This is a genomic window from Streptomyces tubercidicus (assembly GCF_027497495.1).
GTDB classification, from domain to species: domain Bacteria; phylum Actinomycetota; class Actinomycetes; order Streptomycetales; family Streptomycetaceae; genus Streptomyces; species Streptomyces tubercidicus.
In genome coordinates, this window is sequence record NZ_CP114205.1 from 2,555,099 (window position 1) to 2,576,918 (window position 21,820).

Consider the following 21,820-nt stretch of genomic DNA (forward strand, 5'->3'; position numbering starts at 1 on the left):
CCTTCGGCTGTCAGCCCCCGTTCGTCAGCCCGTCGACCAGCTCATCCGCCGCCCGATACGGATCCGTCTCACCGGCAACGATCCGCTCGGCCAACGCATCCAGCCGCTGATCCCCCCGCAGATCACCGATCCGCTCCCGCAGCGCCGTCACCGCGATGGTCTCGACCTCGTGCGCCGCCCGGGACCGCCGCCGCTGCGCGAGGACGCCCCGCTCCTCCATCCAGGCCCGGTGCTTCTCCAGCGCCTCGACGACCTCGTCGACGCCCTCGGCCCGCGCCGCGACGGTCTTGACGATCGGCGGCCGCCAGTCGCCCGCGGCACGGGATTCGCCCAGCCCCAGCATGTGGTTGAGCTCCCGGGCGGTCGCGTCGGCCCCGTCCCGGTCGGCCTTGTTGACGACGTAGACATCGCCGATCTCCAGGATTCCGGCCTTGGCCGCCTGGATGCCGTCGCCCATGCCGGGCGCGAGCAGCACCACGCTCGTATCGGCCTGCGAGGCGATCTCCACCTCGGACTGGCCGACGCCGACCGTCTCGACGAGGACCACATCGCAGCCCGCCGCGTCCAGCACACGGATCGCCTGGGGCGCGGCCCACGCCAGGCCGCCCAGATGGCCGCGGGTGGCCATGGAGCGGATGTAGACGCCGGGATCGGAGGCGTGTTCGCTCATCCGGACCCGGTCGCCGAGGAGCGCGCCGCCGGAGAACGGGGAGGACGGGTCGACGGCGAGCACACCGACCCGTTTGCCCGTCTTGCGATAGGCCGTCACCAGCGCGGAGGTGGTGGTGGACTTGCCCACGCCGGGCGAGCCGGTCAGCCCGACCACATAGGCGTTGCCGGTGAGCGGCGCCAGCGCCGCCATCACCTCCCGCAGCTCCGGTGACGCCCCCTCCACGAGGGAGATCAGCCGGGCCACGGCCCTCGGCCGGCCCTGCCGGGCCTGTTCCACCAGCTGGGGGACGTCCACCATCGCCGCTCGGCTCCTTCGGCTCGCTCGTACACCATCTCGTACGCGATTCGGCCCGCCCGTACGCACCGGGCGTACGGGCTCTCGCTTACTTACCCGGTACGCGGATGATCAGCGCGTCGCCCTGGCCGCCACCGCCACACAGCGCGGCGGCACCCACGCCACCGCCCCGCCGGCGCAGTTCCAGCGCGAGATGCAGCACGATCCGGGCGCCGGACATCCCGATCGGGTGACCCAGCGCAATGGCGCCGCCGTTGACATTCACCTTTTCCGGCGACACCCCGAGGTCCTTCATGGACTGCACGGCGACCGCCGCGAACGCCTCGTTGATCTCGATCAGGTCAAGATCGTCAACGGCCAGGCCGTCCTTCTTCAGGGCGTGGTTGATGGCGTTGGAGGGCTGGGACTGGAGCGAGTTGTCCGGGCCCGCGACATTGCCGTGCGCGCCGATCTCGGCGATCCACTCCAGGCCCAGCTCCTGGGCCTTGGCCTTGCTCATGACGACGACCGCGGCGGCGCCGTCGGAGATCTGCGAGGAGGTGCCCGCGGTGATCGTGCCGTCCTTGGCGAAGGCCGGCCGGAGCTTGCCGAGCGACTCCGTGGTGGTCTCGCCGCGGATGCCCTCGTCCTTGCTGAAGAGCACCGGGTCGCCCTTGCGCTGCGGGATCTCCACGGGGGTGATCTCGGCCTCGAAGAGCCCGTTCTTCTGGGCGGCGGCGGCCCGCTGGTGGGAGCGCGCGGCGATCTCGTCCTGCTCCGGTCGGGCGATGCCCAAACGGGTGTTGTGCTTCTCGGTCGACTCGCCCATGGCGATGCCTTCGTAGGCGTCCGTGAGGCCGTCGTGCGCCATCGCGTCGAGCATCTCGACCGCGCCGTACTTGTAGCCCTCACGGGACTTCGGGAGCAGGTGCGGGGCGTTGGTCATGGACTCCTGGCCGCCCGCGACGATGACATCGAACTCGCCCGCGCGGATGAGCTGGTCGGCCAGCGCGATGGCGTCGAGGCCGGACAGGCAGACCTTGTTGACGGTCAGCGCGGGGACGTTCATCGGGATCCCGGCCTTGACGGCGGCCTGACGTGCCGGGATCTGCCCCGCCCCGGCCTGGAGCACCTGGCCCATGATCACGTACTGCACCTGGTCGCCGCCGATGCCCGCCCGGTCCAGTGCCGCCTTGATGGCGACGGCGCCCAGGTCGGCGCCGGAGAAGGTCCGCAGCGATCCCAGGAGCCGGCCCATGGGGGTGCGCGCCCCCGCCACGATCACTGAGGTGCTGCCGTTCGTGCCGTTCGTTGCAGACATGCGGTGCGGCCTTCCTTTGCAGGGAAGTTAACGAGGGTTCCGGTCAATGTACTGAGCGGTACGCGCCGGGTCACCGGGAAGCGGGTGTGATCGCGCGCACGTTGCGTAACCAGCCGTGCGGGCGGTGCACTGGAGGCATGCTGACGCGAATCGACCACATCGGGATCGCCTGTTTCGACCTCGACAAGACTGTCGAGTTCTACCGTGCCACGTATGGCTTCGAGGTGTTCCACACCGAGGTCAACGAGGAGCAGGGGGTCCGGGAAGCCATGCTCAAGATCAATGAGACGTCGGACGGCGGCGCCTCGTATTTGCAGCTCCTGGAGCCCACCCGCGAGGACTCCGCGGTGGGCAAGTGGCTTGCCAAGAACGGCGAGGGGGTGCACCACATCGCCTTCGGCACGGCGGATGTGGACGGCGACTCCGAGGCCATCCGGGGCAAGGGCGTCCGGGTGCTCTACGACGAGCCCAGGACCGGCTCGATGGGGTCCCGGATCACCTTCCTGCACCCCAAGGATTGTCACGGAGTGCTCACCGAACTCGTCACCGCGGCACCGCCCGCCGCGACGGAGCACTGACCTTCACCTTCCCCGGCCGGTAGAGTGCACCTTCGGCCGGGGTAAGGGAGTGGGGCTCGGTCCATACCCTGCCGATGATCTGACACCATTTCTTCGGAAGGGTCAGCTCCGATGGGCGTGAGTCCGGTACGACGTGACGTGTACGGGACGAGCGCCGCAGGACCGGAGAAGGCCGCCACCATGACCAGGGGACGGATGGGACCGCGCAGTGCGGGGCAACGACCGCTACGAGGCTGACGACCACCTCTCGCAGTTCGAGGCCGAGATGGAGCGGCTGAAAACGGAGCGGGACAAGGCCGTTCAGCACGCCGACGACCTCGGCTATCAGGTCGAGGTGCTGCGCGCCAAGCTCCATGAGGCGCGCCGCAACCTCGCGACCCGCCCTGCCTACGACAACGTCAGTCATCAGGCCGAACAGCTGCTGCGCAATGCGCAGATCCAGGCGGACCAGCTGCGTACCGATGCCGAGCGTGAGCTGCGCGAGGCACGGGCACAGACCCAGCGGCTGCTGCAGGAGCAGGCCGAGCGGCAGTCCCGGCTGGAGGCCGAGCTGCACGCCGAGGCGGTCACCCGCCGCCAGCGGCTCGACGAGGAGCTCAACGAGCGCCGGCAGACCGTCGAATCGCATGTCAACGAGAACGTGGCCTGGGCCGAACAGCTGCGTGCCCGCACGGAGTCGCAGGCCCGCCGGCTCATGGAGGAGTCCCGCAGGGAGGCCGAGCAGGCGATGGCCGCCGCGCGGGCCGAGGCCCAGCGGCTCGCCGAACAGGCCCGGGAGCGGCTCGGCACCGAGGCCGCGGAGGCCCGCACCGAAGCGGAAAGCATCCTGCGCCGGGCGCGTACGGACGCCGAGCGGCTGCTGAACGCCGCCTCCAGCCAGGCCCAGGAGGCCACCGACCAGGCCGAGCAGCTGCGGACCAGCGTCGGCAGCGAGTCGGAGGAGGCCCGCCGGCAGGCCGCGGAGCTGACCCGTACCGCCGAGGCCCGGGTCCAGGAGGCGGACAAGGCGCTGCGCGAGGCGCGCGCCGAGGCGGAGAAGCTGGTCGACGAGGCGCAGCAGAGCGCCACCAAGCGGCTGACGGCGGCCGAGTCGGACAACGAGCAGCGCACCCGTACGGCCAAGGCGGAGATCGCCCGGCTGGTCGGTGAGGCCACCAAGGAGGCCGAGGCGCTCAAGGCCGAGGCCGAGCAACTGCGGTCGGACGCCCGCGCGGAGGCCGAGCGGCTGGTCGCCGAGGCGCAGGAGACCGCCCGGTCCAAGGTCGCGGAGGACTCCGCGGCGCAGCTGGCGAAGGCCGCGCGCAGCGCCGAGGAGGTGCTGACCAAGGCGTCGGAGGACGCCAAGGCCACCACCAAGGCCGCCGCTGAGGAGGCCGAACGGCTGCGCAAGGAGGCCGAGTCCGAGGCGGACCGGCTGCGCGAAGAGGCCCACGACACCGTGGCGCAGCTCAAGGGCGCCGCGAAGGACGACACCAAGGAGTACCGCGCCAAGACCGTCGAACTCCAGGAGGAGGCGCGGCGGCTGCGCGGTGAGGCGGAGCAGCTGCGCGCGGACGCGGTCGCCGAGGGCGAGCGGATCCGCGGTGAGGCGCGCCGGGAGGCGGTCGGGCAGATCGAGGAGGCGGCCGGGACCGCCGAGGAGCTGCTGGCGAAGGCCAAGTCCGACGCCGAGGAGACCCGTTCGGGCGCCGTCACGGAGAGCGAGCGGGTCCGGACGGAGGCCATCGAGCGGGCCTCCGCGCTGCGCCGGCAGGCCGAGGAGGCGCTGGAGCGGGCCCGTTCGGAGGCCGAGGAGCTGCTCACCGAGGGCGCCCAGGCCGCGGAGATGGTGACCACCGAGGCCGAGGAGTCCGCCGCACGGCTGCGCGCGGAGGCCGAACAGGCCGCCGAGGAGCGGCGCGCCGAGGCACAGGACGAACTGGACCGGCTGCACAGCGAGGCGGAGGAGAAGGTCACCGCCGCCGAGCGGTCACTGCGCGACGCCCGCGCGGAGGCCGAGCGGCTGCGCCGGGAGACGCAGGAGGACGCGGCCCGTCTGAAGGCGGAGTCGGCCGAGCGGCGCCGGATGCTGCAGCAGCAGGCCGAGGAGGAGGCCGAGCGGCTGCGCGAGGAGGCCGCTTCGGACGCGTCGGCGGCGCGCGCCGAGGCCGAGTCGGTGGCCGGACGGCTGAGCGCCGAGGCGTCGGCCGAGGCGGAGCGGCTCAAGGCGGAGGCGCAGGAGACCGCGGACCGGGTCCGTGCCGAGGCGGCCACGGCCGCCGAGCGTACGGGCGCGGAGGCGGCGCAGGCGCTGGCCGCCGCCCAGGAGGAGGCCGCGCGGCGGCGCCGGGAGGCCGAGCAGCTGCTGGGTGAGGCCCGGGAGGAGGCCCACCAGGAGCGCACCGCGGCGCGCGAGCAGAGCGAGGAGCTGCTGGCGTCGGCCCGTACGCGGGTGGGCGAGGCGCAGGAAGAGGCCCAGCGGCTGGTCGAGGAGGCGGACCGGCGGTCGGGCGAGCTGGTGGCGGCGGCCGAGGCGACCGCGCAGCAGGTGCGGGACTCGGTCGCGGGGCTGCACGAGACGGCCGGCGAGGAGATCGCCGGGCTGCGGTCGGCGGCCGAGCACGCCGCGGAGCGCACCCGGGCCGAGGCGCAGGACGAGGCGGACCGTATCCGCAAGGACGCCTACGAGGAGCGGGAGCGCGCCTCGGAGGACGCGGCGCGGACCCGTGCGGAGGCGCAGGAGGCCGCGGAGGACGCGAAGTCCCTCGCGGAGCGGGCGGTTTCCGAGGCCATCGAGGAGGCCGACGGTCTGCGCGCCGAGGCGGCCGGGCTGCTGGACGCGGCGCGCCGCGACGCCGACACGGCGCGGACCGAGGCCACCGAACAGGCCGACCGGCTGGTGTCGGAGGCGACCGCGCAGGCCGAGAAGCTGGTGGCGGACGCCACGGCCAAGGCGCAGCAGCTGCGTACCGACGCCTCGGACGCGCTGGCGGCCGGCGAGCAGGACGCGGCACGGGCCCGCGCGGAGGCGCGCAACGACGCCAACCGGATGCGCTCGGACGCCGCGGAGCAGGCGGACCGGCTGGTCACCGAGGCGCGTGCGGAGGCCGAACGGATTGTCACCGAGGCCACCGAGCTGACGTCTTCGGCGCAGGACGACGCGGACCGTACGGTCCAGGAGGCCCAGCAGGCCGCCGATCAGCTGCGCGCCGAGGGCGAACAGCAGGCGCAGCGGCTGACCGCGGAGGCGACCGAGGCGGCGGAGCGGCTGCGGGCCGAGGCGGCCGAGGTGCTGGAGGAGGCCCGCAAGGACGCGGACCGTACGGGCGACGAGGCGCGCAAGGCGGCCAACAAGACGCGTTCGGACGCCGCGGAGCAGGCCGACGAGCTGATGTCGGAGGCCGCGACCGAGGCCGAGCGGCTGCGCACGGAGGCGGCGGAGACCACCGCGGACGCCGAGCGGGACGCGGACCGTACCCGGGCCGACGCCCGGGAGCAGGCGGACCGGATGCTCGCGACGGCCACCGCGGAGGCGGACCGGCTGCGGGCGGAGGCGGCCGAGACGGTCACCGCCGCGCAGGAGCACGCCAACCGCACCCGTAACGAGTCCGCGCAGCTCAAGGAGGACGCCGAGGCGGCGGCCGAGCAGACCCGGACAGAGGCCCAGCAGGAGGCCGACCGACTGCTGGACGAGGCGCGCAAGGACGCCGCCAAGCGCCGCGGGGACGCGGCCGAGCAGGCGGACCAGCTCGTCACCAAGGCCCAGGAGGAGGCGCTCAAGGCGGCCACCGTCGCCGAGGAGCAGGCCGACACGATGGTCGGGGCGGCCCGCAAGGAGGCCGAGCGGCTGGTCGCGGAGGCGACGTCCGACGGCAATGCCCGGGTGGAGAAGGCCCGTACGGACGCGAACACCATGCTGGAGGAGGCCCGCCGGGACGCCACCGGCATCCGGGACCGCGCCGAGGAGCTGCGCCAGCGGATCGAGTCCGAGGTCGAGGAGCTGCACGAGCGGGCCCGCCGGGAGTCGGCGGAGACGATGAAGAACGCCGGCGAGCGGGTCGACAAGCTCATCGCGCAGGCCACCGCGCAGCAGGTGGAGGCCGAGGAGAAGGCCGACCGGATGGTGGCGGACGCGAACAGCGAGGCGAGCAAGGTCCGGATCTCGGCGGTGAAGAAGGCCGAGGGCCTGATCAAGGAGGCCGAGAACAAGAAGGCCGCGGCGGTGCGCGACGCGGAGCGGATGCGCGGCGAGGCCGAGGCGGAGGCCACCCGGATCGTGGACGAGGGCAAGCGGGAACTGGAGATGCTGGTGCGCCGCCGGGAGGACATCAACGCCGAAATCTCCCGCGTTCAGGACGTTCTGGAAGCGCTGGAATCGTTCGAGGCACCCGGCGGGGGCGGGGACGGCAAGGGGGGCGGCGTGAAGGCGGCCGCAGGAGCGGGTGCAACTCGTTCGAGTGGCAAGCAGTCTGAGGGGTAGCCACTCAAATGAGGGGTCATTCTCCAGATCAAACGGGCAATCACTCGATGACACGCCGTTGTGACCCCTAGGATTCTCTTTATCACCTCACCGGTCTCTTCGACAGGAACCCCATGAGCGACACTTCCTCCCCCTTCGGCTTCGAGCTCGTGCGGCGTGGGTACGACCGCGGTCAGGTGGACGACCGCATTACGAAGCTCGTCGCCGACCGCGACAGCGCGCTGGCCCGCATCACGTCGCTGGAAAAGCGGATCGAGGAGCTGCACCTCGAAACGCAGAACGCCCAGGCGCAGGTCAATGACGCCGAACCGTCCTACGCGGGCCTAGGTGCGCGTGTGGAGAAGATCCTCCGGCTCGCCGAGGAGGAGGCGAAGGATCTGCGCGAGGAGGCCCGTCGGGCCGCCGAGCAGCACCGTGAGCTGGCCGAGTCGGCCGCCCAGCAGGTCCGTAACGACGCCGAGTCGTTCGCCTCCGAGCGCAAGGCGAAGGCGGAGGACGAGGGCGCCCGGATCGTCGAGAAGGCCAAGGGTGAGGCGGCCACCCTGCGCGCCGAGGCGCAGAAGGACGCGCAGTCCAAGCGCGAGGAGGCGGACTCCCTCTTCGAGGAGACCCGCGCCAAGGCCGCGCAGGCCGCCGCGGACTTCGAGACCAATCTCGCCAAGCGCCGTGAGCAGTCCGAGCGTGACCTGGCCTCGCGTCAGGCCAAGGCCGAGAAGCGGCTCGCGGAGATCGAGCACCGCGCCGAGCAGCTCCGCCTGGAGGCCGAGAAGCTGCGTACGGACGCGGAGCGCCGGGCCCGCCAGACGGTGGAGACCGCGCAGCGCCAGGCCGAGGACATCGTGGCGGACGCCAACGCCAAGGCGGACCGGATCCGCAGCGAATCCGAGCGTGAGCTGGCGGCGCTGACGAACCGCCGCGACTCGATCAACGCCCAGCTGACCAACGTCCGGGAAATGCTGGCGACGCTGACCGGTGCGGCGGTGGCCGCGGCCGGCGCCCCCGGCGAGGACGAGACCGTCACCCGCGGCGTCCCCGCCCAGCAGAGCCGCTGACTCCCCCAGCTATCGCCGGCAGGTTCCGCTGCGCACAGCTGTCGCGCGCCCCCGTAACGCCTCTGAGGCGTTGCGGGGGCGCGGTGCGTACGGGGGGTCAGCCGGGCGGCCCCGCCCCGGTGGCAGGGGCCACCGGGGCCGCCTAGCGTGCAGTACATGATCGAGCTCGACGGGCTGACCAAGCATTACGGCGACAAGGTCGCCGTGGACCACCTCACGTTCACCGTGCGGCCCGGGATCGTCACCGGCTTCCTCGGCCCGAACGGCGCGGGCAAGTCGACGACCATGCGGATGATGCTCGACCTGGACAACCCCACCTCGGGGACGGTCCGGATCGACGGCAAGCACTACCGGCAGCTCAAGGACCCGCTCACCTCCATCGGCGCGCTGCTGGAGGCGAAGGCCGTGCACGGCGGCCGGAGCGCCGCCAACCATCTGTTGTGTCTGGCGCAGAGCAACGGCCTTCCCCGCAAACGGGTCGCCGAGGTGCTGGACACCGTCGGGCTGAGCGCCGTCGCCAAGAAGCGCTCGAAGGGCTTCTCGCTCGGGATGAGCCAGCGGCTCGGTATCGCCGCGGCGCTGCTCGGCGACCCCCAGGTGCTGCTCTTCGACGAGCCGGTCAACGGGCTCGACCCCGAGGGCATCCACTGGATCCGCAATCTGATGAAGAACCTCGCCGGCCAGGGCCGTACGGTCTTCGTCTCCTCGCATCTGATGAGCGAGATGGCGCTGACCGCCGAGCATCTGATCGTGATCGGGCAGGGCCGGCTGATGGCTGACACCTCGATGAAGGACTTCATCCACCAGAACTCCCGGTCGTACGTCCGGATGCGCTCCCCGCAGCGGGAGAAACTGCTGGATCTGCTGCACGGCGAGGGCATCGACGCGAAGGCCGTGAGCAACGGGTCGCTGGAGATCGACGGAGTGCCCGCCGACCGGCTGGGCGAACTGGCCGCCCGGCATCAGCTGGTGCTGCATGAGCTCAGTCCCCAGGAAGCCTCCCTGGAGGAGGCGTTCATGCGGCTGACCGCGGAGTCGGTGGAGTATCACGCGCACGACGGCGAACCACTGCCGTCGCAGGCCGGGGCACGGCCTCCGGGAGAACCGCAGCCGGCCGGCGCACGGCCGGGCGAACCGCAGCCGACCGGCTGGGGCGCGGACTGGCAGAAGAAGAGGAGCTGACGGATGGCGGCGCTTGGGCAGGTCATTCGGTCGGAGTGGACCAAGATCAGGTCGGTGCGGTCCACGGTGTGGACGCTGGGCATCGCCGTGGTGGTCACCATCGGGCTGGGCGTGCTGATCTGCACCCTGGCCGGCAACGACTTCGGCTCGATGCCGGCCCGGGACCGGCTGGCCTTCGACGCCACCAACATCAGCTTCGCCGGGATGGGGCTGGGCCAGCTGGCGATGATCGTCTTCGGGGTGCTGGTGGTCTCGAACGAGTACAGCACCGGCATGATCCGCGCCTCGCTGGCCGCCGTACCGCAGCGCGGCACCTTTCTGTTCTGCAAGCTGCTGGTGGCCACCGCGCTGGTCTTCGTCGTCGGTCTCGCCACCAGCTTTGCGACGTTCTTCGCCGGGCAGTCGGTGCTCGGTGACCTCCGGGCGCACCTCGGCGATCCGGGTGTGCTGCGCGCGGTGATCGGCGGCGGGCTCTATATGACGCTGATCGCGCTGTTCTCGATGGCGGTCGCCACGATGCTGCGCAGCCCGATGCTCTCGCTGGGCATTCTGATGCCGTTCTTCTTCCTGATCTCGAACATTCTCGGAAATGTCTCGGCGACCCGGAAGATCGGCCGCTATCTGCCGGACCAGGCCGGCTCGAAGATCATGCAGGTGGTCGCACCGGCCAACGACGAGGTGCCGTATGGGCCTTGGGGTGGGCTGGGGATCATGATCGCTTGGACGGTGGTGGCCTTGATCTGCGGGTTCGTGTTGCTGAAGAAACGCGACGCGTAGCGCTGCGCTTGGGTTTCGGCCCACGTTTTTGGCTTTGCCGCCATGAGGGTTGCTCGGCGTTTGTTGCCCGCTTCGCGGTGCCCTGGCCGCGGCGCCTGCGGCGGGCGGTGCCGCTGCGCGGGGCTGATGGGGTGCGGTGACGGGCCTCCGGGGCCTGGTGTGTGGACTGCTTCGCTTTACGTCCACACACCAGGCCCCTCCGGCCCGTCCCCTCCCGTGGGGGGAGAAGTGAAACGTGGGTGGGGCGGGCGTGGTTTGGGGGTCACCTGTGGCGATTGACGGGAACCGTCAATGGCCGGATAGCCTCATTACCCTCACGGGGGTACGAGGGCGCCTCTGCCCCGACCATCTGCGAGGGGCGGAGAATGATCGAGGCAGTCGGCCTGACGAAGCGCTACGGCGCCAAGACGGCCGTGTACAACCTGTCGTTCCAGGTGCGGCCGGGTACGGTGACCGGCTTCCTGGGGCCCAACGGCTCCGGCAAGTCCACGACGATGCGCATGATTCTGGGTCTGGACGCACCGACCTCGGGGCGGGCCACCATCGCCGGCCGTCCCTTCCGCCACCTCCCCAACGCGCCGCGCCAGGTGGGCGCGCTGCTCGATGCCAAGGCCGTGCACGGTGGGCGCAGTGCGCGTCAGCATCTGCTGTCGCTGGCCCAGGCGTCCGGCATTCCGGCCCGACGGGTCGACGAAGTGCTCGGCGTGGTCGGCCTGCAGGACGTCGCGGGCCGGCGCTCCAGCGGCTTCTCGCTCGGCATGGGCCAGCGCCTGGGCATCGCGGCGGCGCTGCTCGGTGATCCGCAGGTGCTGCTCTTCGACGAGCCGGTCAACGGGCTCGACCCCGAAGGCATCCTGTGGGTGCGCAATCTGATGAAGCAGCTGGCGAGCGAGGGCCGTACGGTCTTTGTCTCCTCGCATCTGATGAGCGAAATGGCGCTCACCGCCGAGCACTTGATCGTGATCGGCCGGGGGCAGCTGCTGGCGGATATGTCCGTGAAGGACTTCATCTCGGCCAACTCCGCCGATTTCGCCCGGGTCCGCACCCCGGACACCGAGCCGGAGCAGCGCGAGAAGCTGACCGCCGCGATCGGTGAGGCGGGCGGGCAGACCACGCCCGAGCCGGACGGTGCGCTGCGGGTGACCGGGCTGCCGCTCCCCCGTATCAGCGAGCTCGCGCATCAGGCCGACGTCCGGCTGTGGGAGCTGTCGCCGCACCAGGCGTCCCTGGAAGAGGCGTATATGCAGATGACGCAGGGCGCCGTGGACTACCGCTCGACGGCCGACGCGCGGGCCGGTCTGCAGGAGGCCCCCGCCGGGTACGCCCCGCAGGGGTACGCGGGCGGCCCGGGGTTCCCGCCCGGTCAGCCGGGCATGCCCGGTCAGGTTCCGGCTGGAGTCCCCGGTCAGGTTCCGGCCGGTATGCCCCTGCAGGGGCAGCCGAATCCGTACGCCGCGCAGGACCCGTATGCCCAGCAGGCGCCGGGGGCCGCCCCCGGGCCGGGCTATCCGCCGCCCGCTCAAGGTCACCCGTACGGGGGACCTGAGCCATACGGCGCGCCTCACCCGTACGGGCAACAGCCCGCGGCGCCGATGCCGCCCGCCGCCCCCGCCGACCTTCCCACGCCCCACCCCGAGGACGCCCGATGACCAGCCCTCAGCAGCCGCAGCCCCAGCCGCAGCCTGAGCGCGGATCCCACGACACCGGCGCACACGAGCAGCCGATGCCGGCCGCGCCGCCGATGCCGCCCGCTGCACCGCACCCCCCGCAGGGGCAGCCGCCGCAGATGCCGCCCGCCCAGGAGCAGCCCGGCCAGCAGCAGTCGGGTCAGCAGCAGCCCGCACCGGAGCAGCCCGCGCCTGCCAGGGAACCCGGCACGATGACGCTGCAGGCCCAGTCCGCGCCCCAGCAGCCCGCGCCCGCCAAGGAAGCGGGCACGATGATGCTCCAGGCCCAGGGGCAGGGCCCGGCGCCCGCCCAGGGGCAAGCGCCTCAGGGGCAGGCGCCTCAGGGCCAGGACCAGAACGGGCAGGCACCCGCCCAGCAGCCCCAGGGCCCGGCCCCCGCTCAGCCGTCCCCGGGCAGGGGAGCCGGCACGATGATGCTCCAGGCACAGCAGCAGCACCCCGAGCCGCGGCCGCTCGCGGCGCACGGGCCGGGCAAGGACGCGGGGACGATGATGCTCCAGGGGCCGCCCCAGGCCCCGGCCCCGGCGCCGGCCCAGCCCCAGGCACCAGCACCGGCACCGGCACAGCCCCAGGCAGCGGCACCAGCACCGGCTCAGCCCCAGGCCCCGCAGCCGCCGGCCCCGCCGCACCCCCAACAGGCCTACGCCGGCGCGGGCGGCTATGTCTCGTCCATCCCGATGCGCCCCACCCACCTCGGCAATGCGCTGCTCTCCGAGTGGATCAAGATCCGCTCGGTGCGCTCGACGATGTGGACGCTGGGCGTGATGATCGTCCTGATCGTGGGCATCGGCCTGCTGGCGGCCGCGCTCATCGCCGGGCACAGCGATTCGCTCGGCCCCGACTCGGCGCTGAGCTTCGGCACCTTCGGCATGATGATGGGCCTGTTCCCGCTGATCACGCTGGGCGTGCTGGTGATCTCCTCCGAGTACAGCACCGGCATGATCCGCACCACCCTCACGGCGTGCCCGGCCCGCGGCCGGATCCTGACCGCCAAGGCGATCGTCTTCTTCGCCCTGAGCTTCGTCATCACCCTGGTGTGCACGACCGTGGTGGCCATCGCGCAGAACGCGATGCTCGGCGACATGGCCGAGAGCACGCCGACCGGCGCGGAATGGCTCAAGGCCACGGTGGGCGTCAGCCTCTTCGCCGCCATGATCGGTCTGCTCTCGCTGGCCGTCGGCGCCCTGCTGCGCCACTCCGCGGGCGGGATCACCCTGATGACCGGCGTCTATCTGCTGCCGCTGGTGCTGGCGATCTTCATGCAGGCGGACAGCCTCAAGGACATCCAGACCTGGCTGCTGGAGTACGCGCTCCCCAGCCAGCTCAACGCGATGTACGACGCCGGCCTCACCAGCTCCGGCCCGTCCGGCTGGGAGCCCCTCTGGATCGTCACGGGCCTGGCGGCCGTCGCCCTCGGGTCCGCGTACGCGGTCATCAACAAGCGCGACGTCTAGGTCAACAGCCCGCTAGTAGCGGGGGGCATTCCGGGACCGCTGGAGCCGTGCGCTCCGGCGGTCCCGTGCGTTCCAGCACGCCTTGTGCCAGTGGCGGCGGTCGTCGACATCGCCGTGCTGCGGCCAGGCGACGACATGCGGCACCCCGGGCGGGATCTCCTGGTCGCAGCCGGGGCAGCGGTAGTGCTTGGCCGCGCCGCCGCCCCCGACCAGCCGGACGACCCAGTCCTCGCCGCGCCACTCCTCGGTACGTTCCAGGCCGTAGCGGTCACCGCCCGTACGGTCGATGGGCTTCGCACCGCCGTGCTGGCGGTTTCGACGCGGGGACACAGAGCACCTCGGAGAGTCACGGGATCACGGGCTGTCACCAGCGTACGCGGCGCGGTCACGGCCGAACGACCCTCGGCAGGATTCTGCGATCATCGGGAAATTTGGCGTCAGGCCGTGCCCTTGGCACGTGTCACACGTTGTTGCCTGTAAGGGGGAGTCGCGTCGGCTGCGAGGAGGCAGAGAGCGATGCGCGTTGGGGCTTTCATCCTGGCCGCTCAATTCCCGGGTCAGGGACAGGGGGAAGCACTGCACCGCGCGGTGCGCTCCGCGGAGATCGCGGAGGAGGCCGGACTCAACGATGTCTGGCTCGCGGAACACCACTTCGTACCGTACGGCGTCTGCCCGAATGCGGTGACGCTGGCCGCGCTGCTCCTGGGACGGACCCGCCGGATCGGGGTCGGGACGGCGGTGAGCGTGCTGCCGACCCAGCATCCGGTGGCGCTCGGTGAGCAGGCGGCGCTGCTGCATCTCACCTCCGACGGCCGGTTCACCCTCGGTGTCGGCCGGGGCGGACCCTGGGTCGATCTGGAGGTGTTCGGCGCCGGGCTCGCCGCGTACGACCACGGCTTCCCGGAGTCACTCGATCTGCTGATGCGCTGGCTGCGGGAGCCCCGGGTCGGCGCGCAGGGTGAGCGCTATGCGTTCCGGGAGGTGGCGGTGGTGCCCCGGCCGGCCGAGGCACTGACCGATCCGGACGGATCCGCTCCGCCGGGCCCGCCCGTAGTGGTGGCCTGCACCTCCGCCGCGTCGGTCCGTACGGCCGCGGAGCGCGGGCTCCCGATGCTGCTGGGGATGCACTGCGGCGACGAGGAGAAGGCGGAGATGGTCGCGCTGTGGCGGTCGGCCGCGCTGGCGGCCGGCCGGGACGGCGACGAGGTGGCCGCGGCGGAGCATGTCTCGGCGGGCGTGGTGCAGATCGCCGACGCCCGTGAGGCAGCGGCGGAGACCCTCCTGAAGGCGATGCCCGGCTGGCTGCAGCAGGGTCTGGGCGCGCATGTGACGGTCGACGGCCGCTATCGCGCGATGCGTGACCCGCTGGCCTATACGGAGCTGCTGTGCGGGCTGCACCCCGTCGGCCCGCCGCAGCTGTGCGCCGACCGGCTGGCGGCGACCTCGGAGCGTACGGGCATCACGCGGTTCGCGCTGCTCGTCGAGGGCTCCGGCGACCTCGCGGCGACGGAGGAGAACGTGCGCCGGCTGGGCACGGAGGTCCTGCCGCAGCTGGGGTGACCGGTCAAGGGTGTGGCGGCCGGTATGCGGGTGCCTGTCGGGCGGTGGTGCGGTGGCGCCGTACGGAGAAGTCGGTGGGCGATGGGTGGTGCTGCCGCTGGCGCACGGGCACGGTGCGGATCGCAACCGTGTGCGCAGCGGCAGCAACTCCGTTCAGCAGTCGCGGAGTTCGGGCGACTGGTTCAGCAGCTGGCCGCGGATGGACGTGAAGCGGGCCAGACGGTCGTCCACCGCCGGGTCGAGCGGGAAGACCGCGACCCGGTGGCAGTTCTGAAAAGCGAGCCGCACACCGAAGTGGCGCTCCAGCGAACCACGGATGGCGTCACTCGCCAGTGCGCGCAGCAACTGGCCGCGCGCCTGCTCGTCCGGCGGGGGCGTCTGATTGTCGGCGAACTCTCCGCCGTCCACCTTCAGCTGTGCCACCAGAGAGCTGATCATCCCCCATGCGAAGGGCAGGGAGGTCCGGACGCAGTCGACAAATGCGGCTTCGTCGACCTCGCCTCGCTCGGCCTGTTCGAGGAGGGCCGGTGAGACGTCGAGCGACATGAGGTTCTCCTCTCGCGGCTCCGCCGGGACGGACGGGGCCTAGGGACGGGACAAGGGGCTTTGCGACGGAGCGTGTTCGCCTCACAACCCCCCGCTTCAACGGTATGCCGCGCAAGAGGCCCGCACCAGGAGATTGCACATACAACCGGCCATTGGCGAGCGCCTGGGGTGCGGGGATTTCCCCCGTAAAGACACCGTGATCCAGGGCGAATCGCGTTGGCGGCCCCTGGTCGAGTAGCGTGACGCCCCATGCGTCTCGTCATCGCCCGCTGCTCCGTGGACTACGCGGGCCGGCTCACCGCCCATCTCCCTTCGGCCCCTCGCCTCATCCTGGTGAAGGCGGACGGCTCCGTCTCCATTCACGCGGACGACCGGGCCTACAAACCCCTCAACTGGATGTCGCCGCCCTGCACTCTCAAGGAGGGCGACGGTGAGGTCTGGACGGTGGAGAACAAGGGCGGCGAGAAGCTCATCATCACCCTTGAGGAGGTCATGCACGACTCCTCGCACGAGCTCGGCGTCGACCCCGGACTCATCAAGGACGGTGTGGAGGCCCACCTCCAGGAGCTCCTGGCGGACCGGATCGAAACCCTCGGTGAGGGATACTCGCTGATTCGGCGTGAATACCCCACTGCCATTGGCCCGGTGGATATCTTGTGCCGGGACGCCGATGGCCAGACCGTCGCCGTCGAGATCAAGCGGCGTGGTGAGATCGACGGTGTCGAGCAGCTCACCCGCTACCTCGAACTCCTCAACCGTGACCCGCACTTGGCGCCGGTGAAGGGCATCTTCGCGGCGCAGGAGATCAAGCCGCAGGCGCGGGTGCTGGCCACCGACCGCGGTATCGGCTGTGTGGTGCTGGACTACGACGCCCTGCGCGGCATCGAGGACGACAAGCTCCGCCTGTTCTGACCCCGTCGCCCCCAGGGGCGGCACAGCGCAACGGCCCGGCAGTTGACCGGGCCGTTGCGCTGTTTCGTGCCGCTGTTGTGTGCTGCGCTGTTCCGTGCCGCGCCGATGCTGCGGGGGCCGTCAGGAGACCGGGGCGCTCTCGCTGCCGGAGGGGGCGGTGCCGGACGAGCCGGAGCCGGAGGTGCCGCTCGCGGAGGGGTTGCCCGTGGTGGTGCCGGAGACGGACTGCGAGGGGCTCTGGTCGGTCGGCTTGTCCGTCGGCTTGTCCGTCGGCTTCTCGGTGGGCGTCGGGTCCGTCGGATCGGGGTCGGTCGGCTCGTCCGTCGGCGTCGTCGGGTCGGTCGGCTCGTCCGTCGGCGGGTGCGTGGGGCGGGTCGGCCGGCTGGTGGGGGTGGTCGGCCGGCCGGTCGGGTCCGTCGGGTCGGTCGTCGGGTCCGCCGATCCGGTGGCGGGGTCGCTGGGCGAACCGCTGGGGGTGGTGGGCTGGCCGGCCGAGGGGGACGAGCTGGCCGACTGGCCGGGGGTGCCCGGCCGGGAGGTGCCGGGGCCGGTGGGCGGCAGGCCGGTGTCCGTGGCGGGCTGCTCGCCCGGCATCTCGGCGCCGCCGCCGTCGTCGTCCGTGGTCTGTTCCGTGCTGACCTTGTCGTTGTGCGAGTCCTCGCCGCCCGTCGCCCCGAGGGTGACGACGGTGCCGAGAACGGCCGCCAGCAGGGCACCGGCGCCCGCGGCGACGGCATTGCGCCGCGCCCCGCCGAACACCCGCCGGACGCCCTTACCGGCCCCGTCACCGCCCGCGGCGGTCGCTGCGGTTGCGGCCGGGATGTCCGTGGTGGTGGCGGTGGTCGTCGCGGCGCTCCGGGCCGCCAGCGTCGCCGCGGTCCGCTCGGCACGCGACGTGTCCAGCTTCCCGGTCGAGGCGGCGTCGAACGGCGTGGCCGTGGTGTCCTTCGCGGCGCTCCGACGCGGCTTGGCAGCCGTGGCGGCCGTCGGCAGGGCCGTGGTGGCCGCGGCCGCCGCGTCGGCCCGCGTGCGGTCGGTGACCAGCGCCAGGGCGCGCCGGCCGGCCACCGCGCCATTGCGGTCGGAGAGCACCCCGCGCAGCCCGATGGACGCCTCCAGTTCGGCGCGCGCCCGGTCGGGGCTGCCGGTGCACAGCGCCAGGACGCCCAACTCGTGGTGGAAGTACGCCTCCTCGGCGACCTCACCGGCGAGCCGCGCGGCCTCCTGGCCGTGCCGCAGGCTGCGCTCCCAGGCGCTCCAGTGCAGTGCCGCGGCGAAGGCCGGGGCGGCCGTACGGGCCAGCAGCACGGCCGCGCTGGCGTGCCCGCTCTCCCGGCTGCCGGTCAGTACGCCCATCGCGGCCAGTGCCACATCGGATTCGGCGGCGGCCCGTTCGGGGGTCACCGAGGGGTGTCCGGCCCACCAGGCGTAGTGCTGGGCGACGGTGTGCGCCCGTGCGGCGGCGCCGTCCGCGTAGCCGGCCGCGGTCAGCTGGTCCTGGACGGTGGCGGCGAGCCGGTAGTGGCCGGCGGCCGGGGTGATCAGGCCGCAGGCCAGCAGCTCGCCGAGGGCGGCATCGGCGTGGGTGTCCTGGGTCAGGGCCGGCAGATGCGCCGGGTGCGGCAGTTCGCCGCCGAGCGCGACGGCGATACGCAGGGTCTCCCGGGCGGCCTCGGTCAGCCGTGCGGCGAGCAGCGGGGCGGGGGCGGCGGCCTCGCCGAGCGAGGGCAGCGACAGCTCCGGGTTCTCCTCGGCCCCGTCGGCCGGTTCGGCGGTGTCCTGTGCGTTCGCGGGGAAGAGGCCGTAGCCGTCATCGAGGGCGCCCGGCCCGGCCGACAGCCGGTCGTGCTGCCGGAGCAGGGCGGCGGCCTGCACGAACCGCAGCGGCAGGCCCTCGGACTCGAACCAGAGGTCGGCGGCCCAGGACTCCTCGTCGTCGGTGAGCGGCCGGTCCACGGCGCGCTCCAGCAGCCGGCCGCAGGCGCCGCGGCCGATGCCGCCGAGGAAGATCTCTTCGAGGTGCGAGCCTGCGCTGGGGGCCGCGACGTCGGGGGTGGCGGCGATCAGGAAGGCGCACTCGGGGGTGGCGTCGAGCAGTTCGTCGAGCGCGGCGCCGCCGAATTCCAGGTCGTCCAGGACGACGATGGCGCCGATCTCGGCGACCCTGCGCAGCATGTCGGGCCGGTCGGGACGGTGCTGCGGGGCCCGGTAGACGGCGGCGAACAGCGCGTACAGCAGGTCGGTGGAGGTGCGGTGGTAGCCGGAGAGCCGGATGACGCCGTCGGGGGCGAGGTCGGCGCAGGCGGTGGCGACGGCGTCCAGCAGCCGGGTGCGGCCGGAGCCCGAGGGGCCGGTGACGCGGACGGAACGGCCGCGGGAGAGCAGCCGGACCACTCGTTCGGTGTCCTCGGTGCGCTCTTCGAGTGCGGTCTCGTGCGCGGCGGATCCGGACGGGGACGGCGGCTGCGGGGGTGCGGCGGCGCGGTCGGCGGCGGCACGTTCCTGCGCGTCGAGTCTGTCGGGGGCCGGGGGGCGCTCGCCGGGCGGGCAGGGCTCTATTTCGCTGCCGTCGACGGGGTTGACGGTGACGAGGTAGGGGCCCGACACGAGCCGGACGACGCGGGCCTGCCCGGTGGAGCCGCTCTGCGCGGCGCCGAACGCGGGGGCCGGTGGCACGGCCGGGCTGTCCTGCTCGCCGTACTCCTCAGGTCCCCGGTGAGTGTTCGGGTCCATGCTGCAAGCTCCCAGACTTCGTTCCGCTCCGCCTCCGTCTCCGCCCGGCGTCCTCGGTCCAGGAGCGGAGCGGCGTGCCGACCGCGCTTCCGGCTGTCCGCACTCCCGGCTCCGGCAGCGCGGCCTCAGCCGTCGCGTCCGGTCCGGTTCCCGCCGCGGATGATGACATACGGGCGGGAACCGAACCTTAGACCTGGACGGCGGCGTGGTGCACCGGCGGGGGCGGGTCGTGACCGGAACTTCCGGGATTGCCCGCTATCGCACCGTTTACGACACTTCCGCCGCCCGGTTCTGCATTTTTCGGCACTCTTCGTCCTGCGATCCCGATAGCCCGCGGGCGACGGTGCGGCCGCCGGGCGGCGCACCGCCCTTGCCTCACACCCGGGGAACCGATTCCGCTTCGATGCCGCCCTCGATCGCGAGGATGCGGTGCAGCCTGGTGGCGAGCAGCAGGCGCTGCATCTGGGGCGGCACTCCGCGCAGCACCAGCCTGCGGTTGACCCGGCCGGCGCGACGGTGCGCGCCCATGATCACGCCGAGGCCGGTGGCGTCCCAGGAATCCAGTTCGGTCAGGTTCAGCACGAGATCGCCCCGACCGGAGTCGACGGCGGCGTGCAGGGCCGTACGGGCGTCCGCCGCGCTGCGGACGTCAAGGCGGCCCCCGACGACCAGCTCGGCGTGGTCGCCCCTGATGTGCATATGCGCTCCCCGATGTCATGGGTGGTGATGCCTGGACGTCTACAGATCTGACTGCCTCTCGTGCGGCGAAGTTGCCGCCTGTAAGCGAACCGATACCGAATTCACCCCACAGGGTGACGCCATCAGGCCGATGGGCCTGACGCGGCATCAGTGCTCGTAGAAGCCCTGCCCACTCTTGCGTCCGATATCGCCCGCATCGACCATCCGACGCATGATCTCCGGCGGTGCGAACTTCTCGTCCTGGGACTCGGTGTAGATGTTGTCGGTGGCGTGCATCAGGATGTCGATGCCTGTCAGGTCGGCGGTGGCCAGCGGTCCCATCGCATGGCCGAAGCCCAACTTGCAGGCGGTGTCGATGTCCTCGGCGCTGGCCACGCCGGATTCGTAGAGCTTGGCGGCCTCGACGACCAGCGCCGAGATCAGGCGGGTGGTGACGAAGCCGGCCACATCGCGGTTGACGACGACACAGGTCTTGCCGACCGACTCGGCGAACTGCCGGGCGGTGGCGAGGGTTTCGTCGCTGGTCTTGTAACCGCGGACCAGCTCGCACAGCTGCATCATCGGCACCGGCGAGAAGAAGTGCGTACCGACGACCCGCTCGGGGCGGGAGGTGGCCGCGGCGATCTTGGTGATCGGGATGGCGGAGGTGTTGGAGGCCAGCACCGCCTCGTCCTTGACCAGCTTGTCCAGCGTCTGGAAGATCTCCCGCTTGACATCGATCCGCTCGAAGACGGCCTCGACGACGATATCCGCGTCGGCGGCGGCTTCCAGGTCGGTCGAGGTGGTGATGCGGGCCAGCGCCTGCTCGGCGTCGGCCGCCGCCAGCTTGCCCTTGGCGACGAACTTCTCGTACGAGGCCTCGATGCCGCCCTTGCCCCGGGCCAGCGCCCCGTCCGTCACATCGCGGAGAACCACGTCCCAGCCCGCCTGAGCGGAGACCTGCGCGATACCGGACCCCATGAGTCCGGCGCCGATGACGGCGAGCTTCTTTGCCACTGCTGTCCCCTCACACCCTGTGCATTTGACGGTCTCAGGTGACGTTAGCGGTCGTGAGCGATCCTTTGGAGGGTAAGAGATGCGCGTCACGCCCACCGGTCATCCACCACCGCCCCGCCACGAGGCCCTTCGAGCCCCTGGCATCGACTCTTCATGACGGACGTCACACCGCCGTGACACCTCCACCGGGGCGGAACCGGACGCTCCGCTGTCAGTCGCCCGCCCGTACGGCGTAGTTGAGCACCTTCTCCCCCAGAAGCTCCGCCATCTCATCGAGCAGGACCAGAGCCTCCCGGGACACCTCCTCGGGCGCACGGCCGGCCAGCATCTCCTGCGCGATCCAGCCCATCAGGCTCTGGTGCACCCAGCCGATCTGACCCGCCATCAGGCCGGGCAGCGGATCACCGGCCGGGGCCCCGGTCTCCTTCCGGAGAGTTTCCTCCAGGTTGGTGTGGATCTCCTGTTGCAGGTACCAGAGGCGCGCCTTGAGGGTGGGCGCCCCGTGCACCACCCGCATGAACTGGTCGTACCCCTCGATCAGTCCGACCCGCGGCGAGACCGCCTCGACCTCTTCGCGCAGCTCGCGCAGCACGGCGTCGGCCGCGGACTCCCCCGCCGCCCGGCCCCGCACGAAGCGGCAGAGCCGGTCCACGAGGCCCTTGCTCCGGTCAAGGAAGAGGTCCTCCTTGGCCGGGAAGTAGTTGTAGACGGTGTTGACGGAGACTTCGGCGGCCTCGGCGATCTCCGCGATGGTCACCGCATCGAAGCCGCGCGCCAGGAAGAGGCCGGTGGCCACGTCCGAGATGTACTGGCGGGTCTGCCGCTTCTTCCGCTCCCTGAGCCCCTCTGCCATGCCCTCACTCTATCCCTCGATGGGCGCACTGCATTTTTGGGGGCATTGCAATTTTTAAGTCCCT

General features: G+C 71.9%; 17 protein-coding genes. 9 read left to right on the plus strand and 8 right to left on the minus strand.

Annotation, left to right across the window (positions count from 1 at the left end; genetic code table 11):
- Positions 1-10: 10 nt before the first annotated feature.
- Positions 11-970: a methylmalonyl Co-A mutase-associated GTPase MeaB gene (gene meaB, locus STRTU_RS10755; protein ID WP_159743340.1), complete on the minus strand. Its 960-nt coding sequence runs from the start codon at positions 968-970 to the stop codon at positions 11-13.
- 85 nt (positions 971-1,055) lie between these two features.
- Positions 1,056-2,231: an acetyl-CoA C-acetyltransferase gene (locus STRTU_RS10760; RefSeq protein WP_159746828.1), complete on the minus strand. Its 1,176-nt coding sequence runs from the start codon at positions 2,229-2,231 to the stop codon at positions 1,056-1,058.
- 173 nt (positions 2,232-2,404) lie between these two features.
- Here STRTU_RS10760 and mce point away from each other — a divergent pair, with 173 nt between their 5' ends.
- The 7 genes from mce to STRTU_RS35945 all read left to right on the plus strand — a co-directional run bounded on the left by mce (position 2,405) and on the right by STRTU_RS35945 (position 13,457).
- On the plus strand, positions 2,405-2,845 hold the full coding sequence (gene mce / locus STRTU_RS10765; protein WP_159743341.1) for a methylmalonyl-CoA epimerase: 441 nt from the start codon (positions 2,405-2,407) through the stop codon (positions 2,843-2,845).
- A gap of 208 nt (positions 2,846-3,053) precedes the next feature.
- Positions 3,054-7,304 (plus strand): polarized growth protein Scy, encoded by a 4,251-nt coding sequence (scy, locus tag STRTU_RS10770; protein ID WP_159743342.1) that lies wholly within the window; start codon positions 3,054-3,056, stop codon positions 7,302-7,304.
- Positions 7,305-7,417: 113 nt separating this feature from the next.
- Entirely contained in the window at positions 7,418-8,356 is a 939-nt protein-coding gene (locus STRTU_RS10775) for a coiled-coil domain-containing protein (protein ID WP_042148816.1), read from the plus strand.
- A 156-nt stretch (positions 8,357-8,512) separates the two neighbouring features.
- Entirely contained in the window at positions 8,513-9,538 is a 1,026-nt protein-coding gene (locus tag STRTU_RS10780) for an ABC transporter ATP-binding protein (RefSeq protein WP_159743343.1), read from the plus strand.
- 3 nt (positions 9,539-9,541) lie between these two features.
- Positions 9,542-10,315 (plus strand): ABC transporter permease, encoded by a 774-nt coding sequence (locus STRTU_RS10785; protein WP_159743344.1) that lies wholly within the window; start codon positions 9,542-9,544, stop codon positions 10,313-10,315.
- 365 nt (positions 10,316-10,680) lie between these two features.
- On the plus strand, positions 10,681-11,964 hold the full coding sequence (locus STRTU_RS10790) for an ABC transporter ATP-binding protein (protein ID WP_159743345.1): 1,284 nt from the start codon (positions 10,681-10,683) through the stop codon (positions 11,962-11,964).
- On the plus strand, positions 11,961-13,457 hold the full coding sequence (locus STRTU_RS35945; protein WP_174878841.1) for an ABC transporter permease: 1,497 nt from the start codon (positions 11,961-11,963) through the stop codon (positions 13,455-13,457). Before STRTU_RS10790 ends, STRTU_RS35945 begins: the two co-directional genes overlap by 4 nt.
- A gap of 12 nt (positions 13,458-13,469) precedes the next feature.
- On the opposite strand, the gene STRTU_RS10800 is transcribed toward STRTU_RS35945, so the two are convergent.
- Entirely contained in the window at positions 13,470-13,787 is a 318-nt protein-coding gene (locus STRTU_RS10800) for an ATP/GTP-binding protein (RefSeq protein WP_159743346.1), read from the minus strand.
- 186 nt (positions 13,788-13,973) lie between these two features.
- Here STRTU_RS10800 and STRTU_RS10805 point away from each other — a divergent pair, with 186 nt between their 5' ends.
- Positions 13,974-15,017 (plus strand): LLM class flavin-dependent oxidoreductase, encoded by a 1,044-nt coding sequence (locus STRTU_RS10805; RefSeq protein WP_159743347.1) that lies wholly within the window; start codon positions 13,974-13,976, stop codon positions 15,015-15,017.
- Between the two features lie 153 nt (positions 15,018-15,170).
- On the opposite strand, the gene STRTU_RS10810 is transcribed toward STRTU_RS10805, so the two are convergent.
- Positions 15,171-15,563, minus strand: a complete 393-nt coding sequence (locus tag STRTU_RS10810; RefSeq protein WP_018087370.1) for an SCO5389 family protein — start codon at positions 15,561-15,563, stop codon at positions 15,171-15,173.
- Positions 15,564-15,812: 249 nt separating this feature from the next.
- On the opposite strand from STRTU_RS10810, the gene nucS reads away from it, so the two are divergent.
- Positions 15,813-16,475, plus strand: a complete 663-nt coding sequence (gene nucS, locus STRTU_RS10815; protein WP_159743348.1) for an endonuclease NucS — start codon at positions 15,813-15,815, stop codon at positions 16,473-16,475.
- Positions 16,476-16,595: 120 nt separating this feature from the next.
- Here nucS and STRTU_RS10820 read toward each other — a convergent pair whose 3' ends face one another.
- From STRTU_RS10820 to STRTU_RS10835, 4 genes are all read right to left on the minus strand, one after another.
- Positions 16,596-19,208, minus strand: a complete 2,613-nt coding sequence (locus STRTU_RS10820; protein WP_159743349.1) for an ATP-binding protein — start codon at positions 19,206-19,208, stop codon at positions 16,596-16,598.
- Positions 19,209-19,583: 375 nt separating this feature from the next.
- Complete coding sequence (locus STRTU_RS10825; protein ID WP_159743350.1) at positions 19,584-19,907, minus strand: STAS domain-containing protein; 324 nt, start codon at positions 19,905-19,907, stop codon at positions 19,584-19,586.
- A 147-nt stretch (positions 19,908-20,054) separates the two neighbouring features.
- Positions 20,055-20,903, minus strand: coding sequence for a 3-hydroxyacyl-CoA dehydrogenase family protein (locus STRTU_RS10830; protein ID WP_159743351.1), 849 nt, complete (start codon positions 20,901-20,903; stop codon positions 20,055-20,057).
- A gap of 211 nt (positions 20,904-21,114) precedes the next feature.
- On the minus strand, positions 21,115-21,756 hold the full coding sequence (locus STRTU_RS10835) for a TetR/AcrR family transcriptional regulator (protein WP_159743352.1): 642 nt from the start codon (positions 21,754-21,756) through the stop codon (positions 21,115-21,117).
- Positions 21,757-21,820: the final 64 nt, after the last annotated feature.

Bases quoted from the DNA above. Each gene is read 5' to 3' on its own strand.
- STRTU_RS10820 (WP_159743349.1), bottom strand. From the start codon at position 19,208: ATGGACCCGAACACTCACCGGGGACCTGAGGAGTACGGCGAGCAGGAC.
- mce (WP_159743341.1), top strand. From the start codon at position 2,405: ATGCTGACGCGAATCGACCACATCGGGATCGCCTGTTTCGACCTCGAC.
- STRTU_RS10775 (WP_042148816.1), top strand. From the start codon at position 7,418: ATGAGCGACACTTCCTCCCCCTTCGGCTTCGAGCTCGTGCGGCGTGGG.
- STRTU_RS10835 (WP_159743352.1), bottom strand. From the start codon at position 21,756: ATGGCAGAGGGGCTCAGGGAGCGGAAGAAGCGGCAGACCCGCCAGTAC.
- STRTU_RS10825 (WP_159743350.1), bottom strand. From the start codon at position 19,907: ATGCACATCAGGGGCGACCACGCCGAGCTGGTCGTCGGGGGCCGCCTT.
- STRTU_RS10805 (WP_159743347.1), top strand. From the start codon at position 13,974: ATGCGCGTTGGGGCTTTCATCCTGGCCGCTCAATTCCCGGGTCAGGGA.
- STRTU_RS35945 (WP_174878841.1), top strand. From the start codon at position 11,961: ATGACCAGCCCTCAGCAGCCGCAGCCCCAGCCGCAGCCTGAGCGCGGA.
- STRTU_RS10780 (WP_159743343.1), top strand. From the start codon at position 8,513: ATGATCGAGCTCGACGGGCTGACCAAGCATTACGGCGACAAGGTCGCC.
- meaB (WP_159743340.1), bottom strand. From the start codon at position 970: ATGGTGGACGTCCCCCAGCTGGTGGAACAGGCCCGGCAGGGCCGGCCG.
- STRTU_RS10810 (WP_018087370.1), bottom strand. From the start codon at position 15,563: ATGTCGCTCGACGTCTCACCGGCCCTCCTCGAACAGGCCGAGCGAGGC.
- STRTU_RS10790 (WP_159743345.1), top strand. From the start codon at position 10,681: ATGATCGAGGCAGTCGGCCTGACGAAGCGCTACGGCGCCAAGACGGCC.
- STRTU_RS10785 (WP_159743344.1), top strand. From the start codon at position 9,542: ATGGCGGCGCTTGGGCAGGTCATTCGGTCGGAGTGGACCAAGATCAGG.
- nucS (WP_159743348.1), top strand. From the start codon at position 15,813: ATGCGTCTCGTCATCGCCCGCTGCTCCGTGGACTACGCGGGCCGGCTC.